Below are 15,742 nucleotides of genomic sequence, written 5' to 3'. Positions count from 1 at the left end.
AACGGGCTTTTAGCCTGTTCCGAACGGGCAAGATGCCCGTTCCACAACTAAGAAATTGTCTTTTAGAACGGGCTTTTCGCCTGGTTTAGACACCAGTTATTGAAAACGGAGAAATAGCCCCAGGCTACGCTTTAAATGTTAACACTGGCTTCAGTTTAGCGACTACACCAACTATTTGTGCCTCAACCTGAAGGTCAATTACTGGTTGAATTGGCTTGTAAGCGGCCGGTGCTTCTTCGATTCTGCGTTCTTCGCGCAAGGTAATGCAATCTACGCCAGTTAATCCCAAAGCGGAGTCAGTTTTGTCAACACCTTTGCGACTCATATCGAAGCGCGATCGCGCCCTTCCTGCACCGTGAGAAGCCGATCGCAAAAATCGATCGTTCCCCTTCCCAACCAGCAAATAAGACGGCGCGCCCATCGAACCCGGTACAATTACAGGCTGACCAGAATGTGCGGGACAAGCGCCTTTGCGCGTTACCCAGCCGGCACCTTCCGCTAAAGTGAGATTGTGAGGCAAATCGTATACTAAGGGAGCTTCCACATCGCCGAAAACTTGTCGCAAACGCAACCGCAGAAGTTCTGCTAGCAGCAAACGGTTGATAAAACCGTAGTTAGCGGCGGTTGCTTCCGCTTGCAGGTAGCTGTTCACAAGTTCCGGATTTGCTGCGACAGACAGCGGGAAAAGCCGGGATTCAGGATGTTTCAGAGCTTTCGGCCAGGCGTCGCAAGCTCGATCGCGCCACATTCCGCCGATGTATTTGCCGACATTCCGCGAACCGGAATGAATCATGAAAGCGATTTGTCCCGATCGAACACCCCAAGTATAAGCCGTAGCTCGATCGACAACTTCCTCAACCACTTGAATTTCGACAAAGTGATTGCCGCCGCCGATGGTAGCTAAGCCGCCATCCCTGACTAAGCCGTCATTTGGGACTAATTCTTCAGGAGCCCATTTGACATCGCCATTCATGGAACCGCCGAGGAAAGTGCGATTGCACTCTGTCGCCAACTGCTCGAAATCTGAATTAGCCGCGCTGCCGGTTGCCTTGTCCAGCATACCATCCAGCCATCCGGGAATCCCGTGGTGGAACATCGCGCCAGCAGTTTTTGCAGTCATGCTGACATCGCGAGTACCGAAAAAATAATCGCCTTTGAGCAATTCTACAAATTGATCGCGCTGACTGAGGAATTGTTCGATCGACAAATCCGCAACGTGTAACCGCATCCCGCAATTGATATCAGAACCGGTAGCCGCCGGAATCACCATTCCTGCTGTTTCTACAATAGAGCCGATCGCCACCCCCGCATCCCCCGGATGGAAATCTGGAGTAGCGCAAGCGCGACAAACGCAACCACCTTGAGGGTGTCGAACATTCGCCAAATTTGCTAACTGTTTGAGCGCCTTTGCTTCCACCGGAAAATCCTCTGGGAGCAAAACTTCTGCTGTTGGGGCATCGGCATCTTGCCACTGTTCTTTCAGAGAACTATTGAGACAAATCGAGTAGACTTTATTGTCGTAGCTAACATCAAGACCTTGCCGAGACAAAGCTCGCAAAAGCCTGTTCAAGTTTTTTGGCTGCTGCATAAATAGTCTGTTGCGGATTGCATAGCAACCCCCAAGAGTTGAAGAGATTTTTTAGGAACAAAAGACTTGGGTTCAGCAGCCGCAATCTTTTTCAAGATAAGTTGAAAGGCAACTTTTCTAATGACTCAATTTATAACATATCATTTTTGATATGTCAACCCTTTGATTGATTTTTTAATAAATATAGATGATTTACCAAGCGGTGTCAGAAACCCAGTTTCTGCCTAGAAAATCGCATCCAAACCAAAGATTTTGCGAAGAAACCGGGTTTCTTGGACCAGCGTGTCCGACCGCATTCCAGTCTTAATTGCGAGGAAGTAGGGGCAATCCCCCGTGGTTGCCCATCCCTACTTAAAGAAAATACCTCACCGTTGTTACAACCCGACTTTTTTTAGCCCGCAAAGCCGCTTTCAAAAAGAAAGCAGTTTGATTGTGCAGAAGTCCCTCCCACCAATTTCGCGTCACAAAAGCCGGAATGATCAGCGTTAAATATACTCCCGGTCGCTGCTCTTCAAACAAAGTCAAAAAGTGAGTCAAAGCCTCACCAACAGAACGGTAAGGCGAGTCCAGAATTTCCAAAGGAATATCAGACTGCAAATCTTTCCAAGCTAATTGTAATTTTTCTCGATCGGTCAAACCAATATCCACGTGAACTGCCACAACTTCATCAGCGATTAAACGAGCGTAATCAAGGGCCTCGAAAGTTCCCCGGTGCAACTGCCCGACTAACACCACTGCCGGATGTGTCACCGTCTTAACTCTAGGTCTGCGAAGATAAGACCTCGGTTCTATTCCCTGAATGCTCAAGCGAGCCGCGACATACCGATAGTGTCGGTGAATAGCTAAAAATAGACTAACTACGATCGGAATAGTTACTACGACCACCCAAGCTCCCAAAAGGAATTTTGTAGCGAGAATTACAGCCAAAACTCCCGTTGTTGCCACTGCACCAATACCGTTCATCACAGCACTAACTTGCCAACCTTTACCTCGTTCCTTAAACCAGTGAATTACCATTCCAGATTGGGAGAGAGTAAAAGAAGTGAAAACTCCAACCGCATACAGGGGAAGCACCGAGCTCGTATTGCCTCGAAAGATGATAATTAAAAGAGCAGCGCAGAAGCTGAGCAGATTAATGCCATTAGAATAAACCAGTCGATCGCCCAACAGCGACAACTGCCTGGGCAAGAAACCGTCCCGCGACAAAAAATAACAAAGTCGCGGAAAATCAGCATAACTCGTATTCGCAGCCAACAGCAAAATTAACAGAGTTGCTGCCTGCAAATAGTAATAAAATATACCGACACCAAAAATCTGTTTTCCCAACACAGAAAGGAGCGTTTCATGTTCTGTAGGAATCACCTGATAAATATGAGCCAAGTAACTAATCCCCAAAAACATCGCTCCCAGAATTCCACCCATATAGCTCAAAGTCAGGCGCGCGTTTTTCCATTCAGGAGGCTTAAAAGCCAACACCCCGTCTGATATGGCTTCAACTCCTGTCAGGGCAGTACAGCCCGCCGCAAAGGCGCGCGCCAGCAGAAATAATCCCAAAGGTTCCTTAGCTGGAATATTTTGTAATGTCGGCATAACCTGACCTGTTGCCTGTTGGAATAAACCGCAGCCAATCAAAACAAAAATCCCCACCAGAAACCCATAAGTGGGAACCATAAATATATTGCCAGATTCCCGCAATCCCCTGAGATTGGCAAACATGATTAGGACAATAAAAAATAAGCACAGTTCGACTGTGTAGGGGTGCAGCGAGGGAACTGCTGAAGTCAAGGCTGCCACCCCAGCCGAAATACTGACTGTTACGGTGAGGATGTAATCAATCATCAGGGAAGCTGCTGCGATTAAACCAGGATAAATACCCAAGTTTTCTCGCGCTACAATGTAAGCTCCACCGCCGTTGGGGTACGCTTTAATTGTCTGTCGGTAAGACAGCGCCACGATCGCCAACAGTAAAATAATAATTCCAGAAATAGGCAGCGATAAACTCAAACTGCTACTCCCCGCTAGTAACAGTACCAGCAGAGTTTCTTGAGTAGCGTAGGCAACAGACGAAAGTGCATCGGAAGCCAGAACAGCTAGTCCAGTAGCGTTGCTCAGCCGTTCATGAATAGATGCGCTAGTGGGGAGAGATTCACCCAGTAAAAATCGCTTGATCCGAGAATAAGCGTACATGGAAACTCAATATATAGGCGTCCACAAATCATAGTCTAGACGGGAACGGTTTTAAGTAATTTTTGGCTCACAATTTGTAATTCTGTCTTGCTTGTTGAGTCAGTTTCAGCTTGTGTTCAAGAGCTTCCCAATTTTCGGCTGCAATATCGCTGATGAACTCGTCGAGACTGTCGCGGTAAATAGAGAGCGATCGCAATAATTCCTCTCGATTGTACTTGGCCACCATCACTCCCAGCTCGGGATTGCCGCCCCCAACCCGGCTCGTGTCCCGAAAACCCGAACTCGCCAGATGTTGGGCTAAATTAACAATATCCCGATCGCCCTCTCGATCGCACGCAGCAAGCAGCGTCGCGCTCGCCATCAGCGGCAAATGAGAAATCCAAGCCACAGCTCGATCGTGCTCGATCGGATCGCACCGGTAAACCGACGCACCCAGCAACCGCGCAATTTCCTCAACCTTATCCACCGCAAGCGTCGGCGTCTGGGCAGTCGGCGTCACCACATAAGGCCGGCCCACAAACAAATCCTTTACCGCCGCCTCAATTCCGCTTTCAGCAGTCCCCGCCATCGGGTGTCCCCCCACAAAATTCGGCCACAGAGGAGACACAGCCTGTACTATGGGTGTTTTTACGGAACCGACATCGGTTACAATAGTATCAGGGGAAAGATAGGGCACCAACTCTCGGACGATCGGCTCGATCGACCCCAGTGGCGTGCAAATAAAAACCACATCGGCTGCTGCCATCAGAGACAGGTTTATGCTGGCTTCATTGACAACACCGCGAGCTTGCGCCCGATCGCAAGTCTGCTGCCGACTCGAAACCCCAAAAACATTAAACCCGCGCGATCGCAAATCCAGCCCGATCGAGCCACCAATTAAACCCAGTCCTACAATACCGATATTCATAGCAATAAAATGGGGATATTTGATACGGTGCCGCCCCCATGACAGTCGAGGAACTCCTGAAAAAATATGCCGCCGGAGAAAGAGATTTTGCCGGAATCAACCTGACTGAGGCCAACCTCAGCGGCGTCAACTTGAGCGGAGCCAACCTCAAGGGTGCGAATCTGAGTGTAGCAAACCTGAGCGGAGCCAACCTCAGCAAAACCAACCTCACAGGTGCCAAACTCAACATCGCCAGACTCAGCGGCGCTCATCTAGGCGGCGCCGACCTCACCGACGCCGACCTCAACGTCGCTTACCTAGTGCGAGTTGACCTCAAAAAAGCCATACTCACAGGGGCCAAACTGATCAGAGCCGAGCTCATTAGAGCCGAACTCAGCGGTGCAAACCTCAGCGGCGCAAACCTCAGCGGCGCCACCCTCACCGAAGCCACCCTTCGAGGAGCCAACCTCGCTCAAGCCAACCTTCGAGGCGCTCACCTCAGCGGCGCGTGCTTGACAGAAGCCAACCTCGAACAAGCCAACCTGCAAGGAGCAGACCTCAGCCGAGCCGACCTCAGCGGCGCCGACTTGCGAGGCACAGAACTGAGACAAGCCAACCTCACTCAAGCCGTACTCAGCGGCGCCGACCTCAGCGGCGTCAATTTGCGCTGGGCCATCCTCAGCGGCTGCAATCTCCGCTGGGCCGACCTCAGCGAAGCCAAATTGAGCGGTGCCGACCTCAGCCGAGCCGACCTCTGCCACGCCAACTTGCTGAATGCCAGCTTAGTTCACGCCGACCTGTCAAATGCCTATCTGATTCGCGCCGACTGGATTGGAGCCGACTTAACCGGAGCCACCTTAACCGGAGCCAAACTTCACGCAGTTTCGCGGCTGGGCATCAAAACCGAAGGCATGACCTGCAAGTGGGTCGATCTCAGCCCCAACGGCGACCACAGCCAAATTTACTGGTTGAACTCGGGAGGAACCCAGGAATTTTTTCACGAAACCTTGCCCACAGTTCGGATTGTGATTGACTCGCCCTTAGACCAAGGCGCTCATTTTGCACTAGCTGCAACTTATTACCAAATTGCCCAACAATACCCGAGTTTAAGTCAGCCTCCCACGATCGAAGTCAGCTCCAGGCGCACCGTACTCGCCTTTCAAATGGACAGTGACGATAAATTATTTGCCACCGCTTACGTTGCCATCATTCCTTTTAACGACGCTGCCATAACTCAAAAAAACCTAATAGCTTTGATGAAAATGATTCAATCCCACGATGCAGGCAAACTTAACGTCAAAGAATCTAAACACGTCCAGTTATGCAGCAAAGCTCTCAACCAAGCTATCAGCAAAGTAGACCAAATCAAAATTTCCAGTTCTTTTCCCAAAATCGGCGAAAGCATCAATTTTTTTCAAATTCCTACACAAATGCTCTTAATTAATTCCCGCGACCAAAGACTCAGCGTATATCACCACCCAGCCTTCGGCAAGCGCCTGATTAAAAAATACGACCCAAGTAACTCAACCTCTGGTAAGTTAGCCGAAAGCACAAAATTGGCTCAAACTAATATCAGTAGCATTTTGGATTTTATAAAAGGCTTCCACAATATAGATGTTTAAGCATATTGCATCAAGTTACAGAAAATGCTTATTCTAGTTTAAAGGTTGGCACAACAAAGCTTTGTTCTAGCTAACACATCAGGGAAATTGAAAAGCATGGATGCCGAAGAACTCATCACCAAATATGCAGCAGGAGAAAGAGACTTTACTGCCATTCTCCTTTGCGAGGCAAATCTCAGCAGGATCGATCTCAGCGGGGCTAATTTCAGTGAGGCAATCTTGAGCCTCACCAACATGAGCGGCACCAATCTGTCAAACGCCAACATGAGAAAAGCCAAACTCAATGTTGCCAGACTCAGCGGTGCTAATCTCCACAAAGCCAACCTCAGCGGCGCTATCCTCAACGTGGCTAACTTGATTCGAGCCGACCTCAGCGAAGCCCAACTCGTCGAAGCTACAATGATCAGATCCGAACTGATCCGAGCAAACCTCAGCAGTGCCAACTTGAGCGGGGCAAACCTCAGCGAAGCAGATTTGAGAGAAGCAACCCTCAGAGAAGCCAATCTAGAGCAAGCCGACCTCAGCGGGGCTCACCTTAGAGGCGCTTCCCTAACCGCGGCCAACTTGGAACGGGCTAACTTGCACAGAGCCGACCTCAGCAGGGCAGACTTGCGAGGAGTCAACCTCTGCAATGCCGAACTCAGACAAGCTAATCTCTCTCAGGCCAACCTCAGCGGCGCTGACTTGCGAGGCGCTAATCTCCGGTGGGCTGACCTCAGCGGGGCGAACCTGACCGGTGCTGACCTCGATGAAGCGAGATTGAGCGGGGCCAACTTGTACGGGGCAAATTTGAGCAATGTCAATCTGTTGAACGCTACTCTGGTACACGCGGATTTGACTCAAGCGAATTTGATTCACGCTGATTGGGTGGGCGCAGATTTGACGGGGGCGGCCCTGACGGGGGCAAAAATTTACGCGGTGTCTAGGTTTGATGTGAAAGCAGATGACATTACCTGCGATTGGGTTGACCTCAGTCCTAACGGCGATCGCAGCCACATTCAGCGCTTTACCCCAGAAGAATCTCAAAGGTTTTTCAATGCTACACCGCCGACTGTTCAAATTATTGTCGATCGACCCCTCGACCCGGATGCTAACTTTGTCCTGGCAGCTACCTACCGCCAAATAGCCCGTCAATACCCTGCTTTGAACCATCCTCCCAGTATCGAAGTTAATTCCCGACGCACAATCATATCATTTAGAATAGAGCAGGACGATCAACTATTTCCCACAGCTTTCGTGGCGATTATTCCCTTTAGTGATGCAGCATTTACTCAGAAAAATTTGATGACTCTGATCAAGATGATTCAACCCCAAAGTGGTAATAACCTGGGCGTCAGAGTCTCAAATATGGTAGTGCAATTAAACGTCGCCCTGACCAAAACAATGAGAAAAATAGGGGAAATGAAAATTCAGCCGATTCGCCTCGATCGCGAACCGATGTCAAGTTTTTTCCAATCGCCTACCCAAACTGTACTGGCTAACTCCAGCGCCGAAACTTTGATGATTCACTATCACCCAGATTTTGGCAGAAACTTGACAAATTTGCCCGGAGTCAACAAAACCTCTATCAGTCCTGCAATTAAAGCCCAAAGATTTACCACCCCGCCGCTAAATACGGTCATTGAGTTTGTCAAAAGCTTTTATCAGCTCGGTGAGTAAATACTATAAATTAATTTGAAATAATTTCTATTCATGCCCTATAAAAGTTAGCCAATTGCCCTTTCAGTTAGGTAAAAAAATGGAAGCTGAAGAACTGCTCAAACGATTTGCACTCGTCAAGAGATACACAGAAGGCGACAGAGATTTCACAGGAATGAACCTGAATGAAGCTAATCTCAGCCGCATCAACCTCAGCCAATCAATTTTAAGGCGGGCTAGCTTATTTGTCACCAACCTCAGCGGCGCTAACTTGAGCGACGCTAACTTGAGCGACGCTAACTTGAATGTGGCTAGACTCAGCAGTACCAACCTGTCGCGGGCAATCTTAAACGGGGCGACTCTCAACGTAGCAAACTTAGTCAGAGCCGATTTAAGTGCAGCTCAATTAATCCGAGCATCCCTGATTAGATGCGAATTAGTCCGCTGCGAACTCAGCAAAACTAACTTCAGCGGTGCAAACCTGACTGAAGCAGATTTAAGAGAGGTAAAACTGACGGAAGCTAACCTGTGCGGTGCTAATCTTTCCGGTGCAAATCTCAGAGGTGCTTCGGCTGCTTCAGCTAACTTTCAAGAAGCTAACTTGCACGGCGCGGATTTGACGAAAGCAGAACTTAGCGGCGTCAATTTGATCAATGCTGATATGAGACAAGCTTCTTTGCAACAGGTGAATCTCAGCAGTGCCAATTTGAGCGGAGCTAACCTCAAATGGGCTGATTTGACGGGAGCTAACCTCAACGGCGCCGATCTGAGCTGTGCTAAATTGAACGGAGCTAACCTTAACGGAGCAGATTTAAGAAATACTAATTTAGCAAGTGCTAGTTTGGTTCACGCTGATTTGACAGAAACAAATTTGATTAATGCAGATTGGGTGGGCGCTGATTTGAGGGGAGCAACTTTAACAGGAGCAAAACTGTATTTGGTTCCTCGATGTGGCATCATTGCAGATGATATTACTTGCCAGTGGGTTGACCTCAGCCCCGCTGGCGATCGCACTCAGATTCAACAATTTCATTCGCCGTCAGAATCGATAAAATTTTTAAGTCACACGCCTGGGTTAGTGCAAATTGTGGTTGACGCACTTTTAGACTACTCAGCAAACAGCACTTTAGCAACAGCTTACAGCGAAATAGCTCGGCATTACCGGGCCATGATTTTTCCTCCTAATATTGAAGTCGGCTACCGCCGCACAACTCTAACTTTTAGATTTGAGAGCGATGAGCATTTATTGCCAGCAGCTTTTTTAGCGATTCTTCCTTTTAAGGATGCTGTACAAACTCAGAGAAATATTATGGTTATCGGCAAAAATATTGAAAGTCAAAATTTGGATGAAAAACGAATAGTGCAGTTGCGTCAAGCATTGAGTACAGCTACAAATAAGTTAAATGAGTTGATAAATTTGCTCTCTAATATATCACGGCTTAGTCAGCCCACAAAGTTTTTTGAGTCACCTACCCAAACTATTTTAATTAGTTCGGGACAGGAGAGTTTGATGGTGAATTCTCACGGCAATTTTGGGAAGGGAGGTGCAACTCATCAGGAGAGTAAATTCTGTTTGCCTCTCGGTCAAAAAGTAGTTGATTTTCTGGCCAGTTTTGATTATCTTGAGTGAGAAATGTCAATTTTAAAACCGATTGATTGAGGTAGAAGTCCACAACTCGTTGCTCCGCTTCCTGCGATCGAACTCCGAGCCGCACTGGCCCCACCATTTAACGATGGCGCGACTCGTGGCGCGGGCTTTGCGCTTGGGGCGCAGCGCTCTGATCCAAACGGGGCTTCCCGCTGGAGCTTACCGACAGCGGTATCGAGTCAGCTATTTGATGCCGATTTTGATGTGGCCGGAGCCTGTGATTTTGGTGGCGCCGACACGGCTGATCGAGCATTTGAGAGGAGTGGAAATTCCGCGTTTGCAACAGTGGCTGCAAACTGATAAGTCGATCGAGACTTATTCCGATAATGCCACTGGACGAGGATTGATGCTAGCCGATCCCGAGTCTTGGCTGGCGGCTCGCTTGGCGGGGAATTCGGAACTTCACAGCAATATTCCGACAATTATCGACGGTGTGGATGACTTGGAAGTTTGGACGCGCCAGCAATTGACGGCGGGCTTGCAACCTGCTGACTGGAATGATTTAATGCAATCTCAGCCTTTGGAAGCCGATGCAATCCTCCAAGGGCGGGTACTGCTAACGCGGGCTTTCTTTCAGCATCCGGCGAAACCAGAGGAGTGCTATTTGCTGGAAACCGCAGAGCAAAATATTTTGAAGGGGCTGTTTGAAAAAATCGAGCCGAGTTCGCTGATTCCGGCTGCTTGGAGCAATTTTTGGCAGCGGTGGGAAGGAGACGGAAAATTGCGGTGGGCGCAAATTAATCGGGAGGCTGGCTCATTTTCTCTGTTCTGCGCGCCGGTTCAGGTGGCTGAGGTTTTGAGCAAAATTTGGGATTGTCAGCCTGTGGTGTTGATTGGGGGGGCGGTGGATGTGGAACCGAAGGCTCCAATCTTCCGGCAAATGCTGGGACTGCCAGAATTGACCAGCGTTAAGTTTTCGCCCGATCGACAAAGCGAATTAATTCAACTGTACATTCCCAACTGGCTGCCGCTGCCAAATACGCCGGAATTTCAGGGTGTTTTAATTGAAGAAATTCGGACTTTGCTGTTGATGAGCGCGTCGGTGGCGGGTTTAACGGTGCTGATTGTTGGTGATGTACCGCTGAGGGCTCGGCTGGCGGCGATTTTGGCTTCTGAGTTCGGTTCTCGGGTGCAGGTAGAAAAGACTGATGTGGGCGAGAATGCGATTTTGGTGACAGGGTGGGAGTTTTGGCGGGAACATCAGGGGGAATTTAGGGCGCCTCACTTGCTGGCGATCGCAACTTTGCCGCTACCTTCTTTGGAAAATCCTTTGGTGACGGCGCGTGTGGCTTATTATAAGGAGCAGCGCAGGGATTGGTTTCGGTTGTATTTGCTGCCGGCGGCGCTGAATGAGTTGCAACGGGCGATCGCGCCTGTGCGAGAACGTCAAGGGGTTGTGGCGATTTTTGACAGCAGGGTGATTCACCGCAGTTATGGACAGCAGGTTTTAGCGGCTTTGAGTCCTTTTGCGAGGATTGATTATTTGGATACGACTTGGCTGACGCAGGCTTGAGATGACCTGTTCGCGTATAATTTGGTTAGGTATCCAGTTGAAATCTAATTTAGTAGACAAAGATTATGGGTGAAGCTAAGCGTCGCAAAGAGTCGATCGGCGACGAATACGGTAAAGAAGAGCGCATCGTTCCCTGGCTGCCAATCACGAAAACCCAAAGCGAAGATTTTGTGAAGTGGACAAGTCGCGGAAGCTGGATCGGGATTAGTCTTTTGGTTGCTTGGTGGATTGTAGTGCGGTTTGTCGGCCCCTCGGCGGGTTGGTGGCAGGTTAACTGATGCCAGACTCGACAAATGCCTGTTTTCTTGGCATTGTGTCGAGTTTAACTCGGAAACAAGCGGCTGATTTTTTAGGAAAAATTTAGTTGCGAAGTTCGACTTAGTATGGTATATTAATTATCTGCGGGCAATTAGCACAGTGGTAGCGCACTTCCTTCACACGGAAGGGGTCGCAGGTTCAAATCCTGCATTGCCCATTAATTTTAATCGTTTACGAATCAACAGTTTGAGATTCCCCATCCCCTCAAGAACTCCATTTTCAGCCAATAAAAAACCCCATAGGTGGGGGTAAGCTAAGCTCAGCAACAAACTTAGTCTCCCAGTAGTTCCATGACTTCCTCATGGGTAATGCCATAGATAGCAGCCGTATAGGCAATCAAGTCTTTTTTGCCACCCATTTGTTTAAGTACCCCAATAGCGTCATTTAAAGGAATAGCTTCTTTTGTAGAGTGAGTTAGCAAGTCAATTGTTGTGCTGCTACTGGCGCGACGCTTGTAAACGTTTTCATTTATCTGTGGTGAATGTCCCAGACTTTTTGCTCTCGTTTCTTGAGAAATCCCCGCCATCTGACCATTGAGATTAGCTAGGTGACGTAAAGCATGAGTCTGGCTTAAGTTCTTACTCCATCCCACTAGAGCCTCGCGCCCTCTCTTAGCATAAGCTCTAGAAATCGTTTCCGAATTACTTGAGAGTAAACGGATTTCAGGCGGTTTACCTGACTTAATTTCTAGACGCTCTATCAAGTCAGGATGAGTCGGCGCAAGCATCGGTACGCACAATCGGTAGCCCGTCTTGGTTGTCGTGTCTAACAATGTTTTATCACCCACTACGGCAATCATTTTTTTATTGCTTGGCTCGGTCAATGGAGGGATGATAACACCATCTTTTGTCTTGAATGGTCGATCGATGTTCTGAACGGCAAAAACTTCATGGACTCGAAAACCGTACACTAACTGCATGGAAAATACCCACAACCATCGCTTACGTGATTCGAGATTGTATCGCTTATCATCGGGGACACTTAGAACTTCCTTGCGAAGTTTTAAAAAGTCATCAACCGATAAGGTTTGAAGGTCTTCTCGAAATTCAACTTGGGTACCATCGATTTCTTTAAGCTTGCCTAGTAAGTCAGTGTTGCCAATAGTCTCAGCAAGCTTACGCATAGCGCACAGGCAGTTTTTGAAAGATTTAGTTCCTTGTTTTTTGCCGTGGATGATGAACAGAATATCTGTCAGGTTGACAACCGTGTCTTGTGGTAGCAACTTGTAGTAGTGACCGTAGACTGCAATCCAAGTATTCTGATGGCTAATGTTACTCCTATCACGCTGCTGACGACGTTTAGTGTGTCCATCCCAGTATTCTTTGTCTACTTTTGCGATCGCCTCACCAAACGTCATCAAATCATTCTTAATGATGTTCTTTTCTAGAATCACATCATCGTACCAGGTCAAGAATTCAGACTCGGTTTTTAGCGATCCTAGGGCGAAGGCGACTAAATGAGCTTTCCTCAGAGCCTCAGTAATACCTTGCATTGTCAGGTAGCACCCACAGGCTTTGTTCACCGGCTTGTCACCGAGTCTGAATTGGAGGAGGATGTAAGATCCCTTAGCCTTGCTATCCTTCTTTAGTCCTACCCCTTTGGGACATTCTTTCTGTGCTTGCTTGAAGTAGTCCAGAATCCGCTCGTAGCCGATCAGGTAATCTGCTGAGGTGCTTACTGTGATTGAATTATATTTTTCACTCATCTTTCGTTCAATGCTTATATTTTTGAGTATGCTTACTGTATTCAGCTTATGGTAAGTCGCTCAGTTTTCGCTCACACATAAAACAGGCTTTAAACAAATTGGCATATATCCCCTAGTAAGCTAACAGTAGGGTGCGTCAGGGGGAAATTCTTAGTTGGTTGTCGTCACATTCGGCCCTGACGCACCCTACAACTTGTTGAGCCTCGTCCCCGCACCAGATAGATATTCCCACGACCGGTTCCCAGTGAAATTCTAATTCTGGAGAATTTCCTAGCTGAGCAAGTGCTCGGTAGAAAGTTGATTTTGGTATGTTAAAATACTCGTAAAATTCGCGTGGTTTCGGAATATTTAGCTTCTGGCCATTTGCGCTATAGATTTTGGTGATGGTGTAAATAAAGCCTGCCGCCGTCAATAAACGGTGCTCATATAATCTGATTGCATCTTCCAAGGAAATGCGATCATATTGCTGTTGTTCGGGTAATTTGAAATGTGGTACGATCATCTTAATCAAAAAAATAATTTACTGATGGCGACCGTTGGTAGCGGTCGTTTTTTTAGGCTGCTTGAGAAGATTCTAACACTTAAGCCTTTCGCGACAACTTGCAGCACCTGAAATCCACACTAAGTTGCTGCGATCGCACAAGCCCAATTTTTTAAGACAAAAACAGGGCTTTCTGTCGTAATCGTAACTAATTTGCTAGATTTGATGTAACCTATGCCCAAACGATCGAGCGCCCAAAACTTCCCTTTTATACTACACAGATGCTACACTAAGATTGTAGCTCGTGCCCCCGCAGGAGGTTTCCTCATGGCAAATGCCAATATTCCTCAAAATTTCAACTTAATCCTACCCGCAGGAACCCAAATTGTCACCAGAATCGAGGTCAAGAACCCCGCCAGCGACCAACCTTGGAAACCGGGATTAGTAGGCGTCATCGTTCAATCGCCTACGGACAATTCCCACGCATATTTAGTCAAACTCCCAGACGGAACACAAGTTAGTCTGCGGCGGCACGAACTCAGTATCCGCAAGCAGTTTCAGAGCGAAGGATTGCATTCAGGAGGAGATTTTCTTGCAGAATACAACCTCTATGATTCTGTAATTTACCGCTGCATTCTTGGTTCGAGAGCTTACGGTCTTGATAACGAGCAATCCGATACAGACAGACGCGGGATTTACCTGCCGCCGGCAATTCTTCATTGGTCGCTTTACGGCATTCCAGAACAATTGGAAAACAAGGAAAATCAGGAATGCTATTGGGAACTGCAAAAATTTCTAGTTTTGGCACTAAAAGCTAATCCAAATGTGCTAGAATGTTTGTACACGCCTTTAGTAGAAACTGTTTCTCCTGTAGCACAAGAATTGCTCGAAATTAGGGAAATCTTTCTTTCTCAATTGGTTTATCAAACTTACAATAGCTACGTTTTGTCTCAATTTAAAAAAATGGAGCAAGACCTCCGCAATACCGGGGAAATTCGTTGGAAGCACGCGATGCACTTAATTCGCTTGTTGCTGTCAGGAATTACTGTCCTCAAGGAGGGGTTTGTACCCGTTCGCGTGCAGGATTATCGATCGCAACTTTTATCTATCCGCAACCAAGAAATATCCTGGGATGAGGTAAATCGCTGGCGGTTGAGCTTGCACGGTGAGTTCGATCGCGCTTTTGCTGCAACTAAGTTGCCAGAACGTCCTAATTACGAGAAAGCGAACCTGTTTTTGATTAAATCTCGTAGAGGTGCGATCGAAATCGGGAATTTAATCGGCGATTGAATCGGCGATTGAAATCGCTTCTATACAAACAAAGTCCGCCTACGCGGACTGAAGAAAAAGATGATAGAATACATCTCTAATCTCGCTAAAATTATTTCAGTTCGACCTTACCCGCTGCTGTTTGCGACTGTCAGCGGTTCGCACTTATACGGCTTTCCTTCCGCAGATTCTGACTTTGATTTGCGGGGAGTACACATTTTACCGCTACCGAAAGTAATTGGACTGATTTCTGCCGAAGAAACAATCGAAGTTTCGGAAGTTCGGGAGGGAATGCAACTCGATTTAGTAACTCACGACATCAAGAAATTTTTTGAGTTGCTGTTGAAGCGTAACGGCTACGTGTTGGAACAACTGTATTCGCCGCTAATAGTTTACACTACAAAGGAACACGAGGAATTAAAGGATCTCGCCTCAAACTGCATTACCAAGCACCACAGCCACCACTATCTCGGTTTTGCTAAAACTCAATGGAAACTGTTTGAGAAAGAACGCCCGCGTCGGGTTAAGCCGCTGCTGTACGTTTATCGGGTGTTGCTGGCTGGGATTCACTTGATGCAAACGGGGGAAGTCGAGGCGAATTTGGTGAAACTTAACCAGAAATTCCAGTTGTCGTATATTCCTGATTTGATCGATCGCAAGCTGGCTGGGGAGGAAAAATCTGTGCTGGAAGATACAGATATTGAATTTTATCAGCAAGAGCGCGATCGGCTAATTAATATATTAGAAGATGCAAGTTTTACAAGTCATTTGCCGTCAAATCCTAATGCAAAGTTTGCTCTTAACGATTTTCTGGTAAAGGTGAGGATGTCATCTCTAAGCTGCTCCACGTCTAATTAGTCGTTTGGTGCAGCAAGCACCCTACATAT

At 47.6% G+C, this 15,742-nt stretch carries 12 protein-coding genes and 1 tRNA gene; 8 read left to right on the top strand and 5 right to left on the bottom strand.

Going from position 1 to position 15,742, the window contains the following annotated elements; translation table 11 throughout:
* Window positions 1–124: 124 nt before the first annotated feature.
* From QUA00_RS27615 to QUA00_RS27605, 3 genes are all read right to left on the bottom strand, one after another.
* A complete protein-coding gene (locus tag QUA00_RS27615) occupies window positions 125–1,588 on the bottom strand; it encodes an RtcB family protein (RefSeq protein ID WP_333411852.1) in 1,464 nt (487 codons plus the stop codon).
* A gap of 351 nt (window positions 1,589–1,939) precedes the next feature.
* Window positions 1,940–3,775 carry an APC family permease gene (locus tag QUA00_RS27610; protein WP_333411851.1) on the bottom strand — a complete coding sequence of 612 codons (1,836 nt, stop codon included), beginning with the start codon at window positions 3,773–3,775 and terminating at the stop codon, window positions 1,940–1,942.
* A gap of 67 nt (window positions 3,776–3,842) precedes the next feature.
* Window positions 3,843–4,682, bottom strand: coding sequence for a prephenate/arogenate dehydrogenase (locus QUA00_RS27605; RefSeq protein ID WP_333411850.1), 840 nt, complete (start codon window positions 4,680–4,682; stop codon window positions 3,843–3,845).
* 38 nt (window positions 4,683–4,720) lie between these two features.
* On the opposite strand from QUA00_RS27605, the gene QUA00_RS27600 reads away from it, so the two are divergent.
* From QUA00_RS27600 to QUA00_RS27575, 6 genes are all read left to right on the top strand, one after another.
* Window positions 4,721–6,283, top strand: a complete 1,563-nt coding sequence (locus QUA00_RS27600; RefSeq protein WP_333144116.1) for a pentapeptide repeat-containing protein — start codon at window positions 4,721–4,723, stop codon at window positions 6,281–6,283.
* Window positions 6,284–6,379: 96 nt separating this feature from the next.
* The gene (locus QUA00_RS27595) at window positions 6,380–7,942 is read left to right on the top strand and encodes a pentapeptide repeat-containing protein (protein WP_333104756.1); all 1,563 of its coding nucleotides are present in this window, start codon (window positions 6,380–6,382) and stop codon (window positions 7,940–7,942) included.
* Window positions 7,943–8,021: 79 nt separating this feature from the next.
* The gene (locus tag QUA00_RS27590; RefSeq protein ID WP_333411849.1) at window positions 8,022–9,551 is read left to right on the top strand and encodes a pentapeptide repeat-containing protein; all 1,530 of its coding nucleotides are present in this window, start codon (window positions 8,022–8,024) and stop codon (window positions 9,549–9,551) included.
* Window positions 9,552–9,573: 22 nt separating this feature from the next.
* On the top strand, window positions 9,574–11,082 hold the full coding sequence (locus tag QUA00_RS27585; protein WP_333411848.1) for a helicase C-terminal domain-containing protein: 1,509 nt from the start codon (window positions 9,574–9,576) through the stop codon (window positions 11,080–11,082).
* 65 nt (window positions 11,083–11,147) lie between these two features.
* Window positions 11,148–11,360: a DUF2839 domain-containing protein gene (locus tag QUA00_RS27580; RefSeq protein WP_333038618.1), complete on the top strand. Its 213-nt coding sequence runs from the start codon at window positions 11,148–11,150 to the stop codon at window positions 11,358–11,360.
* Window positions 11,361–11,485: 125 nt separating this feature from the next.
* A tRNA-Val gene (locus QUA00_RS27575) sits at window positions 11,486–11,557 on the top strand.
* A gap of 114 nt (window positions 11,558–11,671) precedes the next feature.
* Here QUA00_RS27575 and QUA00_RS27570 read toward each other — a convergent pair.
* Window positions 11,672–13,105 carry a hypothetical protein gene (locus QUA00_RS27570; protein ID WP_333411847.1) on the bottom strand — a complete coding sequence of 478 codons (1,434 nt, stop codon included), beginning with the start codon at window positions 13,103–13,105 and terminating at the stop codon, window positions 11,672–11,674.
* 136 nt (window positions 13,106–13,241) lie between these two features.
* Window positions 13,242–13,607 carry a hypothetical protein gene (locus QUA00_RS27565; RefSeq protein ID WP_333411846.1) on the bottom strand — a complete coding sequence of 122 codons (366 nt, stop codon included), beginning with the start codon at window positions 13,605–13,607 and terminating at the stop codon, window positions 13,242–13,244.
* Between the two features lie 306 nt (window positions 13,608–13,913).
* On the opposite strand from QUA00_RS27565, the gene QUA00_RS27560 reads away from it, so the two are divergent.
* Both QUA00_RS27560 and QUA00_RS27555 read left to right on the top strand, forming a co-directional pair.
* Complete coding sequence (locus tag QUA00_RS27560) at window positions 13,914–14,876, top strand: DNA polymerase beta superfamily protein (protein WP_333411845.1); 963 nt, start codon at window positions 13,914–13,916, stop codon at window positions 14,874–14,876.
* 60 nt (window positions 14,877–14,936) lie between these two features.
* The gene (locus tag QUA00_RS27555; RefSeq protein ID WP_333411844.1) at window positions 14,937–15,713 is read left to right on the top strand and encodes a nucleotidyltransferase domain-containing protein; all 777 of its coding nucleotides are present in this window, start codon (window positions 14,937–14,939) and stop codon (window positions 15,711–15,713) included.
* Window positions 15,714–15,742 lie beyond the last annotated feature (29 nt).

Origin of the sequence: Microcoleus sp. T2B6 (genome assembly GCF_036700475.1) — a bacterium.
GTDB lineage: Bacteria > Cyanobacteriota > Cyanobacteriia > Cyanobacteriales > Microcoleaceae > Microcoleus.
Note: the sequence above shows the minus strand (reverse complement) of the source record. Positions and strands in the feature narration are given on the sequence as shown.

What these genes read in the sequence shown, in the direction of transcription:
- QUA00_RS27580 (WP_333038618.1), top strand. Translation starts at nt 11,148, where the DNA reads ATGGGTGAAGCTAAGCGTCGCAAAGAGTCGATCGGCGACGAATACGGT.
- QUA00_RS27615 (WP_333411852.1), bottom strand. Translation starts at nt 1,588, where the DNA reads ATGCAGCAGCCAAAAAACTTGAACAGGCTTTTGCGAGCTTTGTCTCGG.
- QUA00_RS27565 (WP_333411846.1), bottom strand. Translation starts at nt 13,607, where the DNA reads ATGATCGTACCACATTTCAAATTACCCGAACAACAGCAATATGATCGC.
- QUA00_RS27555 (WP_333411844.1), top strand. Translation starts at nt 14,937, where the DNA reads ATGATAGAATACATCTCTAATCTCGCTAAAATTATTTCAGTTCGACCT.
- QUA00_RS27570 (WP_333411847.1), bottom strand. Translation starts at nt 13,105, where the DNA reads ATGAGTGAAAAATATAATTCAATCACAGTAAGCACCTCAGCAGATTAC.
- QUA00_RS27590 (WP_333411849.1), top strand. Translation starts at nt 8,022, where the DNA reads ATGGAAGCTGAAGAACTGCTCAAACGATTTGCACTCGTCAAGAGATAC.
- QUA00_RS27595 (WP_333104756.1), top strand. Translation starts at nt 6,380, where the DNA reads ATGGATGCCGAAGAACTCATCACCAAATATGCAGCAGGAGAAAGAGAC.
- QUA00_RS27605 (WP_333411850.1), bottom strand. Translation starts at nt 4,682, where the DNA reads ATGAATATCGGTATTGTAGGACTGGGTTTAATTGGTGGCTCGATCGGG.
- QUA00_RS27610 (WP_333411851.1), bottom strand. Translation starts at nt 3,775, where the DNA reads ATGTACGCTTATTCTCGGATCAAGCGATTTTTACTGGGTGAATCTCTC.
- QUA00_RS27560 (WP_333411845.1), top strand. Translation starts at nt 13,914, where the DNA reads ATGGCAAATGCCAATATTCCTCAAAATTTCAACTTAATCCTACCCGCA.
- QUA00_RS27600 (WP_333144116.1), top strand. Translation starts at nt 4,721, where the DNA reads ATGACAGTCGAGGAACTCCTGAAAAAATATGCCGCCGGAGAAAGAGAT.